Consider the following 19,366-nt stretch of genomic DNA (forward strand, 5'->3'; position numbering starts at 1 on the left):
ATCTGTTGCTGCGAACGCTTATGCGCTCGACTTCTTGACCAGACTTTGCAGCTTGCGATGCAACATCGAAATATTGCTTCCTTTCGCCACAAACCCTGTTTGGGTCGCTGAAAGAAGGGCCAGAACTTTATCAGCTTCGGCTTTGCTTGGGAAGGCCCCAAACACACAACTTCCAGTGCCGGTTAGTCGAGCCTCAGTGAATTTTCCCAGTGAATTCAACGCATTGCGAACTTCCGGGTAATTCTGCTCTACCACCGGTTGGCAGTCATTTCGACTGTTTCCCTTGGGAACGGGGCGCATCTTAAGGGGGAGTGAATCACGTGTCAACTGTGGATGTGAAAAAATTTCTACTGTGCTGACAGACACTTGCGGCACCAGCACGACATACCAAGGCTCTTCCGGGTCGACCGGGGTCAGCAGCTCGCCCACACCCTGGGCAAACGCCGCATGCCCGCGCACGAACACCGGTACGTCGGCACCCAGGCCAAGGCCCAGTGTGGCCAGGCGGTCTTCGTCCCAGTCCAGCTGCCACAGGTGGGCGAGGGCCAGCAGTGTAGTGGCGGCATCCGAGCTGCCGCCGCCGATACCGCCGCCCATGGGCAGCACCTTGGTCAGCCAGATGTCGGCGCCCAGCGGGCTGCCGGACTGCTCCTGCAGCTTGCGCGCGGCACGCACGATCAGGTTGCTGTCGTGCGGTACGGCTTCTATCTCGGTGTGCAGGCGGATAACACCATCGTCACGTACGGCGAAACTCAGTTCGTCGCCATGGTCGAGAAACTGGAACACGGTTTCCAGCTCATGGTAACCGTCTGCGCGGCGGCCGATGATGTGCAGCCACAGGTTGAGCTTGGCCGGGGCGGGCAGGGTGAGCGTATGCATGAAATCAGTGCCCCAGCTGGCGTGGTTGCCAGTCCTTGACCACCAGGGTCACGTCCAGGTCCTTGCCGTGCAGCTTCAGGCGTTCGGGCAACCAGTAGCCGTTCTGTTCGGTATAACTCAGGTACTGTACCTGCCAGCCATCCTGATCAAGGCTGGCCAGGCGGCTGTCGCCGTCCAGGGTCAGCTTGCTCTTGCTGTCGGGGGCGGGCAGGCCGCGGACCCACCACACCAGGTGCGACACGGGCAGCTGCCAGCCGAGTTGTTCTTTCAGCAGCGCTTCCGGGCTGCTGGCCTCGAAACGACCCTGGTTGGCCACTTCCAGCACCACGCCGCCGGGGCGCCCGGTCAGGCGAGCGGCGCCACGGCCCAGCGGGCCGGCCAGGCGAATGTCGTAGTAATCCTGGCGTTGCAGCCAGAACAGCGTGCCGCTGCCGGAGTCGCGGGGCGCGCGGATACCGACTTTGCCGTTGATCTGCCAGCCGTCAAGGCTGCTCAGCTGCTCTTTATGGGCGCGCCACTGTTGCGGGTCGCCGTGGCCTTGCAGGGCCTCGCGGCTACCGAAGCCGGCGCAGCCGGCCAGAAGGGCGATCAGGGTGAAGCTAATGCAATGGCGCAGGAACATGGCGTTAAAGGGTCTCGGATCCGGTCAGGCGCAGAACGGTCTTGCGCAGGATGGGGCTGTCGGCCTGGGCTGCAAAGCCTTTGGCCCATACCTGGCGGGCTTCGCGGCGCTTGCCGTTGGCCCACAGCACTTCGCCCAGATGGGCAGCCACTTCGTGGTCGGGGAAGTTGGCAAAGGCTTGGCGAAGGTAGGTTTCAGCCTCGTCGAGGTTGCCCAGGCGATAGTTGACCCAACCCAGGCTGTCGAGCACTGCCGGGTCGTCCGGAGTCAGCTGGTGGGCCTTGTCGATCAGTGCCTTGGCTTCGTCGTAGCGGGTGGTGCGGTCGGCCAGGGTGTAGCCCAAGGCGTTCAAGGCCATGGCGTTCTCAGGCTCGCGGGCGATGATGGCGCGCAGGTCTTTTTCCATTTGCGCCAGGTCGTCGCGTTTTTCGGACAGCATGGCGCGGGTGTACAGCAGATTGAGGTCGTCCGGGTAGCGCTGGATGGCTTGCTGCAGCACCTGGCTGGCCTGGGCGTCCTTGTTGTTGTTGCTGTAGCTTTCCGATTCGATCAGGTACAGCTGGATGGCAATGTCCGGCTGGGCTTCGCGGGCCTCGGCGAGCAGGCGTGAGGCGTCGGTACCACGGCCGTTGGCAATCAGGATGTCGGCCTGGCGCAGTTGTGCCGGCAGGTAGTCTGGGCCGGGGCCGACCAGGGCATACTCGCGCAGGGCGCCTGCGGGGTCGTGGCGTTCTTCGCGGATGCGGCCCAGGTTCAGGTGTGCGGCGTCGACGTTGCTGTCACGCTCGATCAGCTCTTGCAGGTAGCCTTCGGCTTCATCCCAGTCCTTGTTCTCCAGGCACACCAGGGCCAGGGAGTAGCGCAGTTCGTCGTCGTCGGGGTATTGCTGGACCAAGCTCAGGAACTCGCCCTTGGCGTCGGCGATGCGATCCTGTTCGACCAGGGTGCGGGCGTAGGTCAGGCGCAGGCGCTTGTCGTCCGGGTTGTCGCGGATCGCCCCGCGTAACAGGGGCAGTGCTTCCGGGCCGCGGTCCAGGGCCTGCAGCAGGCGGGCGCGCAGCAGGATCGGGGCAATTTCGCCGTTTTGCGCCGGGTGTGACTCGAGCAGCTCCAGCGCCTCTTCGGCCTTGCCGTCCTGGTTCAGCAGCAGGGCCTTGCCGAACACAAGCTGGCCGTTGTCGGGGTATTTCACCAGCAGGCGCTCGAAGCTTTGCAGCAGGCCGTCGCGGGTGCTCTGGTCGGTTTCGGCGGCGGACAGGGCGAGGAAGTCGAAATGGGTGTCGCCTTGGCCCTGCAGCACCTTTTCCATGTAGGCCATGGAGTCGTCATAACGGCCGGCGCGGGCCAGCTGGATGGCGGCGGCGCGCTGGGCGTCGAGGTTCTGCGGGTCGTTGCGGGCCCAGACCAGCGCATTGTCCAGCGACGGTTCGTCGGCACCGAGGTATTCGGCAATGCGGTAGGCGCGCTCGGAAACCCCGGGGTCCTGGGTTTTCGCCGCCTGGTCGGTGTAGTTGGCCAGGGCGATGTCGAAGCGGTTGCGCTGGCCGGCCAGCTCTGCGACCAGCAGGCTATAGAGAGTGTCCTGCTTGAACGAGCCATACACCACGGGCTTCTGGGCCTCGCTTTTTCCGGCCTCGGGGACAAGAGGCTCGGCCTTTTGCGGGGCCAGGCTCTGGCAGCCCTGGAGCAGGGCGAAGGCAAGCAGCAATGCGTATGGTTTGTTCATAGAAGGCTTTAGAAGGACTCACCGGCGGTCGGAGCATGATGACACAAGCGCGGGGGCAAACCCACCTGCGAAGGTATGAAGCTGCGCTTCGCTTATGCAGACCGCGCGGCGCCCGCGTGGTTCGCAGCAGAGCCTGCCAGTTAAAAACTGTTACCTGTGTGCGTGAACTGATTTGTAACTCATGTGGGTGAGTCATGCCCACATCCAATAAGCAGTACTCGTCTGTTTTGAATCAGCGAACAGTCCATTTGCGATGGCGACGCTGACTCACCTTTTCGCCCTTACGGCGAGTCACTTTTTGTCAAACGCGACAAAAAGTAACCAAAAAACGCTGCGCTCCCATCATCCGGCCCCTGCGCTGCGCTCCGGGGTTCCCTCGCTACGGGCTTGCTCCCGGGAGTACGCGCTGCAGGCCCCATCCATGGGGCCTCAGCGCTTGACGGGCATCCATGCCCGTCACCTCCCTCCGCAATCCCTTCGCTCGGCCTCCTGAAGTCGCGAAGATCAAGATCAAGATCAAGATCAAGATCAAGATCAAGATCAAGAGCCAGATCAAAAGCGGGGGGGCGGTGGAACTGGCACTGATGCTGGCCTGGATGCGGCGATAGCCGTAGCGCTATCAGCGCAATAGCGAACGGTGGTTGTCCAAAAACCTGCGAAAGAGGACAATTATCGGCTTCCCGTCACAACCAGCGACCTTGCATGGCCTTTCTTGCACTTGGTATCAACCATAAGACTGCCTCGGTAGACGTACGCGAGCGCGTGGCGTTTACCCCAGAGCAGCTGGTAGACGCCCTGCAGCAGCTCTGCCGACTGACGTCCAGCCGCGAAGCGGCGATCCTGTCGACCTGCAACCGTAGCGAGCTCTATATAGAGCAGGACCACCTGTCCGCCGACGCCGTGCTGCAATGGCTGGCCGACTATCACCGCCTTAGCCTGGACGAATTGCGCGCCAGCGCCTACGTGCACGAAGAGCACGATGCCGTGAAGCACATGATGCGCGTGGCGTCGGGCCTGGACTCGCTGGTGCTCGGCGAGCCGCAGATCCTCGGCCAGATGAAGTCCGCCTACGCCGTGGCGCGTGAGGCCGGCACCGTCGGGCCGCTGCTCGGGCGCCTGTTCCAGGCCACTTTCAGCGCTGCCAAGCAGGTGCGCACCGACACCGCCATTGGTGAAAACCCGGTGTCGGTGGCGTTCGCCGCGGTCAGCCTGGCCAAGCAGATCTTCGCCGACCTTGGCCGCAGCCAGGCGCTGCTGATCGGTGCCGGCGAAACCATCACCCTGGTCGCCCGCCACCTGCACGAACAGGGCGTGCGTCGTATCGTCGTGGCCAACCGTACCTTGGAGCGGGCCAGTATCCTGGCCGAGCAGTTTGGCGCGCATGCAGTGCTGCTGGCCGACATTCCCCAGGAACTGGCCAACAGCGACATCGTCATCAGCTCTACCGCCAGCCAGTTGCCGATCCTGGGCAAGGGCGCGGTCGAGAGTGCGCTCAAGCAACGTCGGCACAAACCGATCTTCATGGTCGATATCGCCGTGCCACGCGACATCGAACCGGAAGTCGGCGAGCTGGACGATGTCTACCTGTACACTGTCGACGATCTGCACGACGTGGTGGCGGAAAACCTCAAAAGCCGCCAGGGCGCCGCCCAGGCCGCGGAAGAGCTGGTGTCGGTGGGCGCCGAAGACTTCATGCTGCGCCTGCGCGAGCTGGCGGCGGTGGACGTGCTCAAGGCCTATCGCCAGCAAAGCGAACGCCTGCGCGACGAAGAACTGCAAAAGGCCCAGCGCCTGCTAGCCAACGGCGGTAACCCCGAAGACGTACTGGCCGCCTTGGCCCGGGGCCTGACCAACAAACTCCTGCATGCGCCTAGCGTGCAGCTGAAAAAGCTCTCGGCCGAGGGCCGCCTCGATGCGCTGGCCATGGCCCAGGAACTCTTTGCCCTCAACGAGGGCTCGACGGACAAATCCCCGCAATGAAAGCGTCGCTGCTGAACAAACTGGATATCCTCCAGGATCGCTTCGAAGAACTCACCGCCCTGCTTGGTGATGCCGAGGTCATTTCCGACCAGACACGCTTTCGCGCGTACTCCCGTGAATACGCCGAGGTCGAGCCCGTTTACGCTGCTTATAAAGAGTGGTGCAAAGTGCAGGACGACCTTGAAGGCGCCCAGGCGCTGCTCAAGGACAGTGACCCGGACCTGCGCGAAATGGCCGTGGAAGAAGTGCGTGAGGCCAAGGAACAGCTGCTGACGCTGGAGGCGCAGCTGCAACGCATGCTGCTGCCCAAAGACCCCAACGACGGTCGCAACGTGTTCCTCGAGATCCGCGCCGGTACAGGTGGCGACGAGGCGGCTATCTTCTCTGGCGACCTGTTCCGCATGTACTCGCGCTACGCCGAAAAACGCGGCTGGCGCCTGGAAATCCTGTCGGAGAACGAGGGCGAGCACGGCGGCTACAAGGAAATCATCGCCCGCGTCGAGGGTGAGAACGTGTACGGCAAGCTCAAGTTCGAGTCCGGCGCACACCGCGTGCAGCGCGTGCCCGAGACTGAGTCCCAAGGCCGCGTGCACACCTCCGCATGTACGGTGGCGGTGCTGCCCGAGCCGGACGAGCAGGCAGCCATCGAAATCAACCCGGCCGACCTGCGCGTGGATACCTACCGCGCATCCGGTGCCGGTGGCCAGCACGTGAACAAGACCGACTCGGCCATCCGCATTACCCACTTGCCCACCGGCATCGTGGTCGAGTGCCAGGAAGAGCGTTCGCAGCATAAGAACCGTGCCCGTGCCATGTCCTGGCTGTCGGCCAAGCTCAATGACATGCAGACCAGCGCTGCGCAGAATGCCATCGCCAGCGAGCGAAAGCTGCTGGTGGGCTCCGGTGACCGCTCCGAGCGCATTCGCACGTACAATTATCCACAGGGCCGGGTGACCGACCACCGTATCAACCTGACCCTGTACTCGCTGGACGACATCCTCAGCGGTGGCGTGGAGGCGGTGATCGAACCGCTGCTGGCCGAATACCAGGCCGATCAACTGGCCGCCCTGGGGGACTGATGACCATCATTGCCAGCTTGCTGCGTAACGCGCAGTTGCCCGAATCGCCCACCGAGCGCCTGGATGCCGAGCTGCTGCTGGCTGCTGCCATTGGCAAGTCGCGCAGTTACCTGCACACCTGGCCCGAGCGTATTGTCAGCAGCGAAGATGCCGAGACCTACGCCGGGTACCTGCAACGCCGTCGTGGCGGAGAGCCGGTTGCCTATATCCTGGGGCAGCAGGGGTTCTGGACGATCGACCTGGAAGTGGCGCCGCATACCCTGATCCCGCGGCCGGACACCGAACTGTTGGTCGAGACTGCTCTCGAACTTCAAGCCGCCTCGCCAGCCAAGGTCCTTGACCTGGGTACCGGTACCGGCGCGATTGCCCTGGCCCTGGCCAGCGATCGCCCGGCCTGGCAGGTGACTGCGGTTGACCGGGTGGAAGAAGCCGCAGCCCTGGCCGAGCGCAATCGCCAGCGCCTGGGCCTGACTAACGCCCAGGTACGGGTAAGCCACTGGTTCGACAGCCTGGCCGGCGAGCGTTTCGACCTGATCGTCAGCAACCCGCCCTACATCGCCGCCGCAGACCCGCACCTGGTAGCGGGTGACGTGCGCTTCGAGCCCAGCAGCGCGCTGGTGGCCGGCGCCGATGGCCTGGACGACCTGCGCGTGATCGCGGCCCAGGCCCCAGCGCACTTGTTGCCAGGTGGGTGGTTGTTGCTGGAACATGGCTACGATCAGGCTGCAGCGGTACGTGCCTTGCTGGCTGAGCATGGTTTTATCGAGGTCGCCAGCCGCACGGACCTGGGCGGCCATGAACGTATTACCCTGGGGCGCCTGCCATGCTGAGTGATGAGGAACTGCTGCGTTACAGCCGGCAGGTATTGCTGGCCCAGATCGACATCGACGGCCAACTGCGGCTCAAGCAAAGCAAGGCACTGATTGTCGGCCTCGGCGGCTTGGGCTCCCCGGTAGCACTGTACCTGGCTGCCGCCGGGGTAGGTGAGCTGCACCTCGCCGACTTCGACACCGTCGACCTGACCAACCTGCAACGCCAGGTAATCCACGACAGTGCAAGCGTTGGCATGAGCAAGGTCGACTCGGCCTTGCAGCGCCTGGAGGCGATCAACCCGAAAATCAGCCTGGTTGCCCACCGCCGGGCACTGGACGAAGACTCGCTGGCTGCCGCTGTGGCCGCGGTCGACCTAGTGCTGGATTGCTCTGACAATTTCTCCACGCGCGAGGCGGTAAACGCCGCGTGCGTCGCGGCTGGCAAGCCGCTGGTAAGTGGCGCGGCGATCCGCCTGGAAGGGCAGTTGTCAGTGTTCGACCCTCGGCGCGACTACAGCCCCTGCTACCACTGTTTGTATGGGCATGGCAGTGAAGATGAACTGACCTGCAGCGAAGCCGGGGTTATCGGGCCGCTGGTGGGCCTGGTGGGTAGCTTGCAGGCGCTGGAGGCGATGAAGCTGCTGGCCGGGTTTGGCGAGCCGCTGGTGGGCCGGCTGTTGTTGATCGATGCCCTTGGTACCCGCATCCGCGAACTGCGCGTCAAGCGCGACCCGGCCTGCGCAGTCTGCGGCAAGCGCGATGGCTGAGCGCTCGGCGCCGGTCGGCGTGATGGACTCGGGGGTCGGCGGTTTGTCGGTGCTCGCCGAGATCCAGCGTTTGCTGCCCAACGAGACGCTGCTGTATGTGGCCGATTGCGGCCATGTGCCCTACGGTGAGAAGTCGCCGGACTACATCCGTGAACGCTGCCGGCGCATAGCCGCGTTCTTCCAGGAGCAAGGCGCCAAGGCCATGGTGCTGGCGTGCAACACTGCCACGGTGGCGGCGGTGGCCGACTTGCGCGAGTTGTACCCGACCTGGCCGCTGGTGGGCATGGAGCCCGCCGTGAAGCCCGCAGCGGCGGCTACCCGCTCGGGCGTGGTCGGTGTGCTGGCCACTACCGGTACCCTGCAGAGCGCCAAGTTCGCAGCTTTGCTCGACCGTTTTGCCAACGACGTGCAGGTCATCACCCAGCCTTGCCCGGGGCTGGTCGAACTGATCGAGACCGGCGACGTCGCCAGCGTGGCGCTGCGCCAGATGCTGCTTGGCTATGTGCAGCCGCTACTGGCCGCCGGCTGCGACACACTGATCCTCGGTTGCACCCATTACCCCTTCCTGCGCCCGTTGCTGGCCGAGCTGGTGCCAGCGGATGTGGCAATCATCGACACGGGCGCGGCCGTGGCGCGCCAACTGCAGCGGCTGCTGGGTGCCAATGATCTGCTGGCCGAAGGCCCGGCCGGCGAGGCCCGCTTCTGGACCAGCGCTGACCCAGAATCCCTGAGAAAAATCCTACCTGTGCTGTGGCATAAGTCCGGCGATGTGCAAAGCTTTGCGTTGTGAAAAAAACGTGAAATAAGCTGAACTATCGTTCCACATCTGCTTTCTACCGCTTTGCCTGACATGAGGCGGACACTAATAACAGCATCAGGAAGAAGGATGTTTCTCATGAAGAAACTGCTCGGCTTGGCGGCGGCTGCCGCCTTTACCTTGGGGCAAGCGCTGTCGGCACAGGCTGCCGACGTTTCGTTTTCGGTGGGGCAGACCGGTGACTCGACCATGGTCTATCGGCTGGGGCTGCAATCGAACTGGGACGCGAGCTGGTGGCAGACCAGCGTCGGCCGGCTGACCGGCTACTGGGATGGGGCCTACACCTATTGGGATGGCGACAAGACGGCCAGCAACCATAGCCTGTCCTTTGCGCCGGTATTCGTCTATGAATTTGCCGGGCAGTCGGTGAAGCCCTACATCGAAGCAGGGATCGGCGTTGCGGCGTTTTCCAGCACCGAACTGGAAAGCAACGAACTAGGCTCGGCGTTTCAGTTCGAAGACCGCATCGGCTTTGGTTTGCGCTTTGCTGGCGGGCATGAGATCGGCGTGAGGGCGATTCACTATTCCAACGCCGGTATCAAAGAGCCCAACGATGGGGTGGAGAGCTATAGCCTGCATTACCGCATGGCGCTTTGATTCTTCCTGTGCCGGCCTCTTCGCGGGCAAGCCCGCTCCCACAGGTACAGCACAGGTCTTGAGTCCTGTGGTGATCCTGTGGGAGCGGGCTTGCCCGCGAAGAGGCCGGTGCAGGTTTCAGTGCCTAGGGCCTCAAAGGCCACAGGCTGCTGAGGTCCAGAGTCTCAAGTACCAGTTCCGGCTCCCTTTGTGGCCACCGCAGCAGCAGCTCTTCAGCCGCACTCTGCGGCGTCCACTCCTCCGGTATCGCCTGGGCAGGCGTAACGGGTGTCTTCAAGGATTGTGGCCCCACCACTGTAAGCTGAACCCCATGAGCAGCCAGCGCCTTGCGCTGCTCGCGCATCCATTGTGGCGTGTTGTTCCAGCCTGCCGTCACCTGCGTCGGCGCGTACAGCTGCAACGCTGAGTAGCGGTTGAAAACCGCCATCACCTGTGGCGAATCGCCCTTCGCCAGCAACGGCAATGCATGGCTCACGCAATGCTCTGCGGCCACTTGGTTGCTGGTGACGATGGCCTCGATCAGCTCGCTGTCGGGTACATCATCGGCCAGGTAGTCACTGGTGCCCGCATTGATGACCAGGCCATTCAGCGAGCACCATGCATGGCATATCTGCTGGCAGGCGGCCACCGCCTGTTGTTCGTCATGCAGCTGCCAAGGCAAGCGCAACAGCTGGCTGCCATAGCGCGCGCTCAAGGCATCGAGCACTTCATCATCCTTGCCACTTGCCGCCACGCGATGCCCCTGTTCCAGCATCCGCTCCACCAAAGCCAAGCCAAGTCCATTGCTTGCGCCCGTAACCCAAAACCTGCGTGAGTTAGTCAAGACGTTTTTCCCCTAATGCTGCTGGCGTGGCAGGCCCTTGAAAGCCTCCAATGCACGCAAGCGACTACTACTAAGTTCTACTATTGGACTGTGATACAAATTATTAGCAAAAAGGTCCGTCGACTTCATCGGTTGATGGATGGTTTTTTCATCGAGCCCCTCCAGTTCAGGTAACCATTGGCGAATGAAGCGCCCTTGCGGGTCGAAGCGTTGCGACTGCGAAATCGGGTTGAAGATACGGAAATAGGGCACTGCATCGGTGCCGGTGGACGCGCTCCACTGCCAGCCGCCATTGTTGGCGGCAAGGTCACCGTCTATCAGGTGGCGCATGAAATGCCGCTCACCCTTGCGCCAATCGATCAGCAGGTTCTTGCTGAGGAACATGGCCACCACCATGCGCAGGCGGTTATGCATCCACCCGGTGTGCAGCAACTGGCGCATGGCAGCGTCAATGATCGGGAACCCGGTGCGGCCCTGTTCCCAGGCTTGCAGGTCTGCCGGCGCATCACGCCAGGGCAACGCTTCAGTCTGGGCGCGGAAGGCTCGGTGGCGTGAAACCTGCGGGTAGCCGGTCAGGATGTGTTTGTAGAATTCGCGCCAGAGCAACTCGTTGACCCAGGTCTGCACGCCGACGCTGCCACTGTCGAACTCGCCCCGGTTGCTGGCCAATGCGCCGTGCAGGCACTGACGCGGCGAGATCACGCCCGCAGCCAGGTAGGTGGAGAGCTGGCTGGTACCCGGCTTGGCCGGCAGGTCGCGCAGTTGCTGGTAGTCATCGATGGTTTCGTCTAGAAAGCGCGATAACCGTGCTTGCGCCTCAGCCTCACCGGCCGGCCAGTGGTCGCTCAGGGCACGCTCAGGCTTTTCGAACCCGTCCACATGCTGGGGGATGGGGTCGCTGCTGATTGGCAGCGGTGCCTGGGGTTTCACTCGGTGGGCCATGGCTGGCAGGCTGCGGTGCAGGTGCTCCAGGCAGGTTTTCTTGAACTGGCTGAAGACCTGGAAGTAGTCGCCACTGCGCGTGAGGATGGTGCCGGGGCGGAAGAACAGCTGGTCGAGATGGCTGTGTGCCTGGATGCCCGATTTCTCCAACAGGGCGCGGGTGGCATCGTCGCGGCGTTGTTCGTTGACGCCGTACTCTTCGTTCCAGTGAGCGCTTGCCACCTGGTGCTGGCGGCATACCTCAAGCACGGCCTGTGGGGCCTGGTCCCAGGTATCGATGGTGCGGATCAGCAGGGGAATGTTCAGGTCTTGCAGCGACTTTCGCAAATCACGCAGGTTGCGCAGCCAGAAGTCGACTTTGCAGGCTGCGTCGTCGTGGGCCTGCCATTGGCCGGGGCTGAGTAGCCACAGAGCGATGGTCGGGCCGCGCTCGCTGGCGGCGCTCAGTGCAGTGTTGTCATTGATGCGCAGGTCGCTGCGCAGCCAGGTCAGGTGCATGGTGCAGTGGTCTCTACAGGCTGGCGGTCATGGGCTTGAAGCAAACGCAATGCCGCCTGAGGGGTGTCGAACAGGGCGAGGTTGGGCAGTTCCAGGGCACGCAACTGGGCTTCATGCAGCGCCAGCGTCGGGCCACCGGCCAGGGTTTTCACGGGCAGGTTGAGCAGGGTGCGCTGCAGTGCCTTGCCATCAATGCGTGGACCCAGGTGCAGCAGCACGGCGCGGGGGTTGAGCGTGGTTACAGCGCGTTGCAGGTGCTGGCCGGTGACCGGGTGTTCCAGCACCTCGACCGGGAAGCCATTGCTGGTCAACAGCCAGGCGCATAGCCATAGGCCCGGGCTGAAGGCACGCTCGCTGTCTACCACCAGTAGCACAGCGGGGCCCTGCAGCAGCTGGTTATCGTGGTAGACCCGTGCGCCAAGCTTGCTGCGCAGCCAACTGTGGAAAAACACCTGCTCCAGCTGCGCATTGAAGTAGTTGCGCCAGCGCAGGTCGAGCAGGTCGAGCAGTGGCATGAGCAATTGCTCGCACAGCGTGACGGCCGGGTACAGGGCCATGGCCTGGTTGAGCTGTTGGTCGAGTGCACGTTGCGACAGGTTGGCGATGGCTTCTGTCAACAATGACTGCCTGGCCTGCCAGTCGCCACTTGGAGGCGTTGTGCTGGTGGGTTGATCGATCAGCTCGCGTACTTGGCCGACCGATGCCCCCCGTTGCAGCCAGCCAAGGATGGTCTCGACCCGCTCGACCTGTTCCAAGGGGTACAGGCGATGCCCTTTTTCAGTGCGCTGCGGCTTGAGCAAGCCATATCGGCGCTCCCAGGCGCGCAAGGTGACCGGGTTGACGCCAGTGCGGCGGGCCAGTTCGCCGATGGGCAGCAAGCTCTCAGACCGCATTGCGCAGGCCCAGGCTTTCGGGGTGCGGCTGCAGGTAGGCTTGCTGCTGCAGGTAGGGGTCAGGGTGTTTGCGCAAATGGTGCTTGATCAGGGTCAGCGGAACGACCAGCGGCACCACGCCTTGCTGGTACTGGCTGATGACTGTCTGCAACTCGGCCTTGTCCTGTTGCGTCAGGCTGTCCTTGAAATAGCCGCTCAGGTGCTGCAGCACATTGCAATGGGTGCCGCGGCTGGCGCACCGGCGCAGGGCCTGCATCAGCTCGCTGAAGTAGCGCGGTCCGACACTCTGCGGGTCGTCATCCCGGCTCATGCTGCCCAGCAGTCGGCCCAGGGTGCGATAGGCCTGAGGGTTGTTGGCCATCACCAGGTATTTGTAACGCGAATGGAAGCGCACCAGGGCGCCACGGCTAAGGCCTTCGGCCAGCAGGCGCTGCCAGTCGGCGTAGGCGTACACACGGCTGATGAAGTTTTCCCGCAATACCGGGTCATGCAGGCGGCCTTCCTCTTCCACTGGCAGGTCCGGGCGTTGTGCGCAGAAGGCCTGAGCGTATACGCCGCGCCCACCCTGGAAAGCCGGGTGGCCGTTGTCCTGGTACACCTTCACCCGCTCAAGGCCGCAAGACGGTGACTTCTGCATGAAGATGTAGCCGCAGATGTCGTCGAGTTCGCGGGCCATCTGCTCGCCATAGCTGTGCAAAGGGCCGGTAAGGTCCATGCCAGGGTTGCGAGTGCCAACCACTTCCGGCCGTTCGGGGTTACCGACCAGGCGGATCGGGTCGCGCGGTACGCCCAGGCCGATGGCCACCTCCGGGCAGACGGGCAGCCAGTCGAAATGAGCATCCAGTTGCGTACGGCACAGGTCCGAGGCCTTGTGGCCGCCGTTGTAACGCACGCTGTGCCCGGTCAGGCAGGCGCTGATAGCGATACGCGGCTTGCTGTGGATTGAGGGGTCGTGCATGGCTGCCTCCGGTAAACCTGTACGCTACTCAAATCTTGTACAAGTTTATTCCAGCACAGCCCAGAAGTTATGCAAACTAGAATTTGTGTATAGCGCTACATCACTCCAAGTGTTCGAGCAGCCGTCGCGCTGCTTCCTGGCCGCTAAGCCAGGCACCCTCGACGCGCCCCGACAGGCACCAGTCGCCGCAGGCGTACAAGCCTTGGTCGGCATCGGCCAGCGCGCCCCATTCGTGATTGCTGCTGGGGCGTGCGTAGAGCCAGCGGTGGGCCAGGGCGAAGGAGGGGGCGGGTACTACGCAGCCGACCAGTTCGGCAAATTCGCCCCGCAGATGTTCGATCACTTCTTCCTTGGACAGGTCTATGTGCTGCCGGCTCCAGTCAGACGTGGCGTGCAGTACCCAGGTATCGAGATGCTCGTCACGGCCGGGTTTGCTGCGGTTGCGCGCCAGCCAGTCGAGCGGGTTGTCCTGCACGAAGCAGCCTTGCATCGGGGTGTCCAAAGGTGCCTGGAAGGCCAGGGCGACAGCCCAGACAGGTTCCATTTGCACGCCCGCAGCCACGGCGGCCAGTTTTGGGGTAGAGGCCAGCAGTGGCGTGGCCTGTGGTGCCGGCACGGCGATCACCACGCGGCTGTAGGGCCCATGGCTGCAGCCTTCGGTGTCCTGCAGGTGCCAGAACTGCTTGCCGCGAAATACTTCGGCGATGCGGCAGCCGAAGTTCACCGTTACATCCTTGAGCAGGCCGCGGGTGATGGCGCTCATGCGGGGCACGCCTACCCAACGCGTCTGCTCGTCGGGGGAGGGAGTGAGCTCGCCATCACGGTAGTTGTACAGCTGCGGTTTCCACTGCTCGGCCCAGCCAGCAGCAACCCATTGTTGAACCTGCTCGACGAAGCGCCGGTCACGGGCGGTGAAGTACTGCGCGCCAAGGTCGAGTGCACCGGCCTCGCTGCGCTTGCTGGCCATGCGCCCGCCACTGCCGTGGCCTTTATCGAACAAATGCACGGATTGCCCGGCCTTCTGCAAGGCTTGGGCAGCTGACAAGCCGGCGATACCGGCCCCGATGATGGCGATAGGTACTGTCATGATGGCCTCTTCAAACCTTGCTGTAAGCAGACTACGCTGTCAGGCAAACCTGTACAATCAAGAAAATCTGTATAAGGTTATTCCGCTTTGGCGGGCAGGTTGGCCTATGTTTATCCGAGAGCGTCGGGTCAAAAAAGTGCCTTGATGTTAAAAATAGACCACCTCAGCATTCTGCGAGGACACAGCCATGCATATATTGCTGACCGGCGGCACCGGATTGATTGGCAAACACCTCTGCCAGTACTGGCTTGGCCAGGGCCATCGCCTGACGGTGTGGAGCCGACGACCTGAGCAAGTGCCCAGAATCTGTGGCAGCGGCGTGCGTGGGATCGCCCGTCTGGAACAGCTGGAGGCGGACGATCACCTGGATGCGGTGGTCAACCTGGCCGGTGCGCCGATTGCCGACCGGCCCTGGACGGCGGCCCGGCGCAACCTGCTCTGGGCCAGCCGCGTTACCCTGACCGAGCAGTTGTTGAGCTGGCTGGGCACCCGGGAGCAACGCCCTGAAGTGCTGATTTCCGGCTCGGCGGTGGGCTGGTACGGTGATGGTGGCGAGCGCGAGCTGACCGAGGCGTCACCGCCGGTGCGCGAAGACTTCGCCAGCCAGTTGTGCATCGCCTGGGAGGAAACCGCCCTGCGCTCCCAGGCACAGGGCTTGCGCGTGGTGCTGGTGCGCACCGGGTTGGTACTGGCCAGCGATGGCGGCTTTTTGTCGCGCCTGCGCGTACCCTTCAAGCTGGGGCTGGGCGGGCCTTTGGGCGATGGTCGGCAGTGGATGCCGTGGGTCCATATAGACGACCAGGTCGCCCTGATTGATTTTCTCTTGCAGCACAAGGATGCCAGCGGTCCTTATAATGCCTGCGCCCCGGAGCCTGTGCGTAACCGCGAGTTTGCCAGGCGGCTGGGGCGTGCCCTGCATCGGCCGGCGCTGCTGCCGTTGCCGGCATTGCTGCTCAAGGCCGGCCTGGGTGAGATGTCGACCTTGCTGCTGGGCGGCCAGCGGGCACGCCCGGTACGGTTGCTGGCAGCTGGCTTCACCTTCCGCTTCAACGATCTGCAATCGGCCCTGGACAATCTGTCCAGCCGCCTCTGACATAGGACGCTGCATGACCGATCACGCTCTGCTGCTGGTCAACCTGGGTTCCCCGGCCTCCACCTCGGTGGCCGATGTGCGCCGCTACCTCAACCAGTTCCTCATGGACCCGTACGTGATCGACCTGCCTTGGCCGGTGCGGCGCCTGCTGGTGTCGTTGATCCTGATCAAGCGCCCGGAGCAGTCGGCACATGCCTATGGCTCGATCTGGTGGGAGGAGGGCTCGCCGCTGGTGGTGCTGACCCGTCGGCTGCAGGCAGCAATGGTCGAGCACTGGCCCCATGGCCCGGTAGAGATTGCCATGCGTTATGGCCAGCCAGCCTTGCCCGACGTGCTGGAACGCCTGGCGAGCCAAGGCGTGCGCAAGGTGACCTTGGCGCCGCTTTATCCACAGTTCGCCGACAGCACGGTGACCACCGTGATCGAGCTGGCCAGGCAGACGGTCAGCGAGCGCCAGTTGCCGTTGCAGATGCGCGTGCTGCAGCCGTTCTACGATCACCCGGCCTACATCGAGGCGCTGGCCGCCAGCGCCCGGCCGTACCTGGAGCAGGATTACGACCACCTGCTGCTGAGCTTCCACGGTTTGCCGGAGCGGCACCTGAAGAAGCTGGACCCGACCGGCAAGCACGACTTCCAGGCAACTGACTGCTGCAAGGATGCCAGCGCAGAGATGCGTGCGGTGTGCTACCGCGGGCAGTGCCTGGCCACGGCCAAGGCTTTTGCGCAGAACATGGGCATCCCGGATGGCAAGTGGTCGGTGTCGTTCCAGTCGCGGCTGGGGCGGGCCAAGTGGATTGAGCCTTATACCGAGGCACGGCTGGACGAGCTGGCCAAGGCAGGGGTGAAGAAGCTGCTGGTGATGTGCCCGGCGTTTGTGGCCGATTGCATCGAGACGCTGGAGGAAATCGGCATGCGTGGCAGCGAGCAGTTTATCGAGGCTGGCGGCAAGGAACTGGTACTGGTGCCGTGCCTGAATGATCACCCTGAGTGGGTGAGGGTGTTGGCCGGGATGTGTGAAAAGGCCTGATTTTCCGGTCTGCTGTACCGGCCCTATCGCCGGCAAGCCAGCTCCCACAGGAGAATCACAGTATCTGAAATCTGTGGTCTACCTGTGGGAGCTGGCTTGCCGGCGATAGGGCCAGATCAGGCTAAAGCTGGATCAAGGCAACTGGTCATCCAGCTTCTTGTGCTTCCAGCCATCATTGCCCGGCAGAATCAGGTTCAGGGCAATCGCTACGATCGCGCACAGGGCAATGCCCTTCAGGCCCCAGTCATCCGGGCCGTCACCGCTGCCAATCAGCACACCGCCGATACCAAACACCAGGGTTACCGACACGATCACCAGGTTGCGCGCTTCGGCCAGATCGATCTTGTGGCGGATCATGGTGTTCATGCCCACCGCCGCGATCGAGCCGAACAGCAGGCACAGGATGCCGCCCATCACCGGCACCGGGATACTTTGCAGCAACGCGCCGAACTTGCCGATGAATGCCAGGGTAATGGCAAACACCGCCGCCCAGGTCATGATCTTCGGGTTGTAGTTCTTGGTCAGCATCACCGCACCGGTCACTTCGGCGTAGGTGGTGTTGGGCGGGCCGCCGAACAGGCCGGCTGCCGTGGTTGCAAGGCCGTCACCCAGCAAGGTGCGGTGCAGGCCAGGCTTTTTCAGGTAGTCACGGCCGGTCACGCTACCGACCGCGATCACCCCGCCGATGTGCTCGATCGCCGGCGCCAGGGCGACGGGGACGATGAACAGGATGGCCTGCCAGTTGAACGCCGGCGCGGTGAAGTTGGGGATTTCCAGCCACGGCGCAGCGGCGATCCTGGCAGTATCCACGACGCCAAAAGCAAACGACAGCGCAAAGCCCACCAGCACACCGGAGATGATCGGTACCAGGCGGAAAATGCCTTTGCCGAACACAGCAACGATCAATGTGGTCAGCAAGGCCGGCATGGAGATCAGCATGGCGGTCTTGTAGGGCATCAGCGCCGCGCCGTCCCCACCTTTGCCCATCGCCATGTTGGCAGCGATTGGTGCCATGGCCAGGCCGATGGAGATGATCACCGGGCCGATCACCACCGGCGGCAGCATGCGGTCGATGAAGCCGGTGCCCTTGATCTTCACCATCAGGCCCATGAACGTATACACGAAGCCTGCGGCCATCACGCCGCCCATGGTCTCGGCCAGGCCGAACTGGCCCTTGGCGAGGATGATCGGGGTGATGAAGGCAAAGCTGGAGGCCAGGAACACCGGTACCTGGCGGCCGGTAACCAGCTGGAACAGCAACGTGCCGATGCCGGCAGTGAACAGCGCGACGTTCGGGTCGAGGCCGGTGATCAATGGCATCAGCACCAGCGCGCCGAATGCCACGAAGAGCATCTGCGCGCCCGAAACGACCTGGCGCCAGAGCGGGTCGTTGAAGCCGTCCTGCATGGTCAGGCGTCCTTTTGCTTGGTGCCGAAGATCTTGTCACCGGCATCGCCCAGGCCCGGCACGATGTAGCCGTGCTCGTTCAGGCGCTGGTCGATCGACGCGGTGTAGATCTTCACGTCCGGGTGGGCTTTTTCCACTACTTCAATGCCTTCTGGCGCGGCGACCAGGACCATGGCGCGAATTTCTTTGCAGCCGGCCTTTTTCAGCAGGTCGATGGTGGCGACCATCGAACCACCGGTGGCCAGCATCGGGTCGATGATCAGGGCCAGGCGCTGGTTGATGTCCGGTGCCAGCTTTTCCAGGTAGGTGTGGGCTTCGAGGGTTTCTTCGTTGCGGGCAACGCCGACGGCGCTGACCTTGGCACCCGGGATCAGGCTGAGCACGCCGTCGAGCATGCCGATACCGGCGCGCAGGATAGGCACCACGGTAATCTTCTTGCCGGCGATTTTTTCAACTTGTACCTTGCCACACCAGCCGTCGATCTCGTAGGTTTCGAGTGGCAGGTCCTGGGTGGCTTCATACGTCAGAAGCGCGCCGACTTCCTGGGCGAGTTCGCGAAAATTCTTGGTGCTGATATCAGCACGGCGCATCAGGCCGAGCTTGTGGCGGATCAGCGGATGGCGGATCTCACGAGTGGGCATAGGGGGCTCCGAAAGGCGGGCAAAAAAACCGCGCTAGATTAATCTATTCAGCCTGTGCTGTCGTCTGGTCATTCTGGACGTTAGTCCATAAATGCTTGATCTGGGACGAGCGGATGCGTACCTTTGCCCGCTTTTCCAAAATGCCCCCCCGGAGAGCGCCATGTCCGCCGATCTCGAGCACATCCGTCAAGTCATGCTTGAAGCTGACTGCCTGTACAACGAAGCTGAAGTCGAAGCGGCCATCGCCAACGTCGGCGTGCAGATCTGCAAAGACCTGCACGACAAGAACCCGGTGGTGTTCTGCGTGATGAATGGCGGCCTGATCTTCGCCGGCAAACTGCTGACTCACCTGCAGTTCCCGCTGGAAGCCTCGTACCTGCATGCCACCCGCTACCGCAACCAGACCAGCGGCGGTGAGCTGTTCTGGAAGGCCAAGCCTGAAGTGTCGTTCATCGACCGTGACGTGTTGATCGTTGACGACATCCTCGACGAAGGCCACACCCTCAGCGCCATCATCGAGTTCTGCAAGCATGCCGGCGCACGCTCGGTGCACACGGCGGTCCTGATCGACAAGGACCACGACCGCAAGGCCAGCCCGGACCTCAAGGCCAACTACGTGGGCCTGCCATGCGTCGATCGCTACATCTTCGGTTACGGCATGGACTACAAGGGCTACTGGCGCAACGCCAACGGCATCTTCGCCGTGAAGGGGATGTGA

The 19,366-nt window shown here is 63.0% G+C and carries 20 protein-coding genes; 10 read left to right on the plus strand and 10 right to left on the minus strand.

The genetic code is table 11. The features are described 5' to 3' along the window. Nucleotides 1-18 precede the first annotated feature (18 nt). The 3 genes from ispE to ACFY9W_RS00115 are packed head-to-tail and all read right to left on the minus strand — an operon-like array spanning nt 19 to nt 3,227. Nucleotides 19-879 carry a 4-(cytidine 5'-diphospho)-2-C-methyl-D-erythritol kinase gene (gene ispE, locus ACFY9W_RS00105; RefSeq protein ID WP_391124109.1) on the minus strand — a complete coding sequence of 287 codons (861 nt, stop codon included), beginning with the start codon at nt 877-879 and terminating at the stop codon, nt 19-21. A 4-nt stretch (nt 880-883) separates the two neighbouring features. Then, complete coding sequence (gene lolB, locus ACFY9W_RS00110) at nt 884-1,501, minus strand: lipoprotein insertase outer membrane protein LolB (RefSeq protein ID WP_391124112.1); 618 nt, start codon at nt 1,499-1,501, stop codon at nt 884-886. Between the two features lie 4 nt (nt 1,502-1,505). Beyond that, on the minus strand, nt 1,506-3,227 hold the full coding sequence (locus ACFY9W_RS00115; RefSeq protein WP_391124115.1) for a tetratricopeptide repeat protein: 1,722 nt from the start codon (nt 3,225-3,227) through the stop codon (nt 1,506-1,508). A 449-nt stretch (nt 3,228-3,676) separates the two neighbouring features. Here ACFY9W_RS00115 and ACFY9W_RS00120 point away from each other — a divergent pair, with 449 nt between their 5' ends. The 7 genes from ACFY9W_RS00120 to ACFY9W_RS00150 all read left to right on the plus strand — a co-directional run bounded on the left by ACFY9W_RS00120 (nt 3,677) and on the right by ACFY9W_RS00150 (nt 9,279). Beyond that, the gene (locus ACFY9W_RS00120; protein ID WP_391124118.1) at nt 3,677-3,835 is read left to right on the plus strand and encodes a hypothetical protein; all 159 of its coding nucleotides are present in this window, start codon (nt 3,677-3,679) and stop codon (nt 3,833-3,835) included. Between the two features lie 94 nt (nt 3,836-3,929). Next, nucleotides 3,930-5,207 (plus strand): glutamyl-tRNA reductase, encoded by a 1,278-nt coding sequence (gene hemA, locus ACFY9W_RS00125; protein ID WP_391124120.1) that lies wholly within the window; start codon nt 3,930-3,932, stop codon nt 5,205-5,207. Then, on the plus strand, nt 5,204-6,286 hold the full coding sequence (gene prfA / locus ACFY9W_RS00130) for a peptide chain release factor 1 (protein WP_391124122.1): 1,083 nt from the start codon (nt 5,204-5,206) through the stop codon (nt 6,284-6,286). Before hemA ends, prfA begins: the two co-directional genes overlap by 4 nt. Beyond that, on the plus strand, nt 6,286-7,116 hold the full coding sequence (prmC, locus tag ACFY9W_RS00135) for a peptide chain release factor N(5)-glutamine methyltransferase (RefSeq protein ID WP_391124125.1): 831 nt from the start codon (nt 6,286-6,288) through the stop codon (nt 7,114-7,116). Before prfA ends, prmC begins: the two co-directional genes overlap by 1 nt. Continuing rightward, nucleotides 7,110-7,865: a molybdopterin-synthase adenylyltransferase MoeB gene (locus ACFY9W_RS00140; RefSeq protein WP_391124128.1), complete on the plus strand. Its 756-nt coding sequence runs from the start codon at nt 7,110-7,112 to the stop codon at nt 7,863-7,865. Before prmC ends, ACFY9W_RS00140 begins: the two co-directional genes overlap by 7 nt. Beyond that, on the plus strand, nt 7,858-8,655 hold the full coding sequence (murI, locus tag ACFY9W_RS00145; RefSeq protein WP_391124131.1) for a glutamate racemase: 798 nt from the start codon (nt 7,858-7,860) through the stop codon (nt 8,653-8,655). Before ACFY9W_RS00140 ends, murI begins: the two co-directional genes overlap by 8 nt. Nucleotides 8,656-8,760: 105 nt before the next feature. Further along, nucleotides 8,761-9,279: an acyloxyacyl hydrolase gene (locus ACFY9W_RS00150; RefSeq protein WP_391124134.1), complete on the plus strand. Its 519-nt coding sequence runs from the start codon at nt 8,761-8,763 to the stop codon at nt 9,277-9,279. Nucleotides 9,280-9,403: 124 nt separating this feature from the next. Here the strand turns inward: ACFY9W_RS00150 and ACFY9W_RS00155 are convergent, their stop codons facing one another. The 5 genes from ACFY9W_RS00155 to ACFY9W_RS00175 all read right to left on the minus strand — a co-directional run bounded on the left by ACFY9W_RS00155 (nt 9,404) and on the right by ACFY9W_RS00175 (nt 14,480). After that, on the minus strand, nt 9,404-10,102 hold the full coding sequence (locus ACFY9W_RS00155) for an SDR family NAD(P)-dependent oxidoreductase (RefSeq protein WP_391124138.1): 699 nt from the start codon (nt 10,100-10,102) through the stop codon (nt 9,404-9,406). Between the two features lie 12 nt (nt 10,103-10,114). Continuing rightward, nucleotides 10,115-11,542, minus strand: a complete 1,428-nt coding sequence (gene phrB / locus ACFY9W_RS00160; protein WP_391124141.1) for a deoxyribodipyrimidine photo-lyase — start codon at nt 11,540-11,542, stop codon at nt 10,115-10,117. Next, nucleotides 11,533-12,435 carry a MerR family transcriptional regulator gene (locus tag ACFY9W_RS00165; protein ID WP_391124144.1) on the minus strand — a complete coding sequence of 301 codons (903 nt, stop codon included), beginning with the start codon at nt 12,433-12,435 and terminating at the stop codon, nt 11,533-11,535. The genes phrB and ACFY9W_RS00165 overlap by 10 nt, the downstream gene beginning before the upstream one ends. Next, nucleotides 12,425-13,393 carry a DUF1722 domain-containing protein gene (locus ACFY9W_RS00170; RefSeq protein ID WP_391124147.1) on the minus strand — a complete coding sequence of 323 codons (969 nt, stop codon included), beginning with the start codon at nt 13,391-13,393 and terminating at the stop codon, nt 12,425-12,427. Before ACFY9W_RS00170 ends, ACFY9W_RS00165 begins: the two co-directional genes overlap by 11 nt. Before the next feature lie 100 nt (nt 13,394-13,493). Beyond that, complete coding sequence (locus tag ACFY9W_RS00175) at nt 13,494-14,480, minus strand: FAD-dependent oxidoreductase (RefSeq protein WP_391124150.1); 987 nt, start codon at nt 14,478-14,480, stop codon at nt 13,494-13,496. 187 nt (nt 14,481-14,667) lie between these two features. Here ACFY9W_RS00175 and ACFY9W_RS00180 point away from each other — a divergent pair, with 187 nt between their 5' ends. Both ACFY9W_RS00180 and hemH read left to right on the plus strand, forming a co-directional pair. Further along, entirely contained in the window at nt 14,668-15,573 is a 906-nt protein-coding gene (locus ACFY9W_RS00180; RefSeq protein WP_391124153.1) for a TIGR01777 family oxidoreductase, read from the plus strand. Between the two features lie 13 nt (nt 15,574-15,586). After that, complete coding sequence (hemH, locus tag ACFY9W_RS00185; RefSeq protein ID WP_391124156.1) at nt 15,587-16,600, plus strand: ferrochelatase; 1,014 nt, start codon at nt 15,587-15,589, stop codon at nt 16,598-16,600. A 132-nt stretch (nt 16,601-16,732) separates the two neighbouring features. Here the strand turns inward: hemH and ACFY9W_RS00190 are convergent, their stop codons facing one another. Together ACFY9W_RS00190 and upp are read right to left on the minus strand one after the other, a co-directional pair. Then, the gene (locus ACFY9W_RS00190) at nt 16,733-18,007 is read right to left on the minus strand and encodes a solute carrier family 23 protein (protein WP_391124159.1); all 1,275 of its coding nucleotides are present in this window, start codon (nt 18,005-18,007) and stop codon (nt 16,733-16,735) included. Nucleotides 18,008-18,009: 2 nt separating this feature from the next. Beyond that, nucleotides 18,010-18,648, minus strand: coding sequence for a uracil phosphoribosyltransferase (gene upp / locus ACFY9W_RS00195; protein WP_110994785.1), 639 nt, complete (start codon nt 18,646-18,648; stop codon nt 18,010-18,012). 160 nt (nt 18,649-18,808) lie between these two features. Between upp and ACFY9W_RS00200 the strand changes: the two genes are divergently transcribed. Next, nucleotides 18,809-19,366 (plus strand): hypoxanthine-guanine phosphoribosyltransferase, encoded by a 558-nt coding sequence (locus ACFY9W_RS00200; protein WP_391124162.1) that lies wholly within the window; start codon nt 18,809-18,811, stop codon nt 19,364-19,366.

Origin of the sequence: Pseudomonas sp. NPDC008258 (assembly GCF_042956345.1) — a bacterium.
Classification (GTDB): Bacteria; Pseudomonadota; Gammaproteobacteria; order Pseudomonadales; family Pseudomonadaceae; genus Aquipseudomonas.